Annotated in this window: 1 protein-coding gene; it reads left to right on the top strand. The window is 67.1% G+C overall.

The annotated features are described in order from the left end of the window. Nucleotides 1–176: 176 nt before the first annotated feature. Nucleotides 177–1,296: histidine kinase (locus EN879_RS36225; RefSeq protein WP_127274728.1), on the top strand; the 1,120-nt coding region annotated here is incomplete at its 3' end.

A 1,296-nucleotide genomic window follows, 5' to 3' on the forward strand; every position in this document is an offset into this window, starting at 1 on the left:
AAATAAAAAACCCGCCAGTGCGGCGGGTCACCGGCGCAAATCAGCACCATGGACGAAAATGTACCATAGCTGAGCTCACCGAGTCAAGAAAAAATTCCTATGACCAAAGGCACCGTCGTTGACAGCGGCGGCGGCATGCGTCCACTATTTCCCGGCACGGGAGGATCGTGAAAGCAATGGCGGAAGTGTCCCTGGTCCTGATCGACCGGCTGCTGGCGATATCGCGGGCGCTTGCCGGCCATATCGATCCCGGCACGGCGTTCCGCGCGACAGCCATCGAGATCGGCTCGCTCATCCCGCACGACCACATGGATCTGGCGGTGCTGTCGCATGATGGGCGCCGGCACGCCTGTTACGAAGCCGGCTTCCACACCAGCTGGAGCGAGCTTGCCCAGCATCCGCTGCCGACCGAAGTCAGCCCGATCCGCTCGGTGCTGTGGGGCGAAGTCCCCTATCTGCTCGCCGACGACGCGCTGAGCGACGAGCGGTTCCATTTCGCCACCGCTATCGATGGTCCGATCTTCGCCGCCAGGCTGCGCAGCCGCATCGTCGTGCCGCTCAGGGCGCGCGGCGGCATCATCGGCGCGCTCAACATCAGCCGGCACGAGGTCGACTGCTACACGCTTGCCGACGTCGCGGTCGCGCAGCAATGCGCCGACCTGATCGCGCCCTACATCTTCGCGCTGATCCAGACCGAGGAGGCGCGCCGCGCCATGCTGGCCGAGAGCGAGGCGCGAAATCGCGTCGAGCTGCTGCGCGTCGGCGCCTCGCAATTGACCGAAGGCATGGAGCGCGAACGCCGGCGCATGGCCATGGACCTGCACGACCAGACGCTTGCCGATCTCGCCCGCATCGCGCGCCAGCTCTCGGCACTTCGCGGCCAGGGCGTGGCGCGGGCAGCACAGCTTGCCGATCTCGAGAAGGAGGTCGCCGGCTGCCTGACGGAACTGCGCCACATCGTCGACGACATCCGGCCGAGCGTGCTTGAACTGTTCGGCCTGCGCGATGCGGTCGAGGCGCATCTCAACCGCAGCGTCGCCAGGGCCAAGCCGCCGATCGCCGTGCGCATCGCCGACACCAGCGACGGCGGCGCCGACAGCCTGTCGGAGCCAGTGCGGACCGCGCTCTACCGGATCGTGCAGGAAGCGATCAACAATGCCGTTCGCCATGCCGCGCCGCACCGCATCGACGTGCTGCTGGCGTCGACCGCGAGCGTGCTGCGGGTGATCGTGACGGATGACGGCCAGGGCTGCGGCGCCGTTGACCCGGCCGCGTATGGCGGCATCGGCCATATGC

The sequence above is a fragment of the Mesorhizobium sp. M7A.F.Ca.AU.002.02.1.1 genome (assembly GCF_003998535.1).
Lineage (GTDB): Bacteria > Pseudomonadota > Alphaproteobacteria > Rhizobiales > Rhizobiaceae > Mesorhizobium > Mesorhizobium ciceri.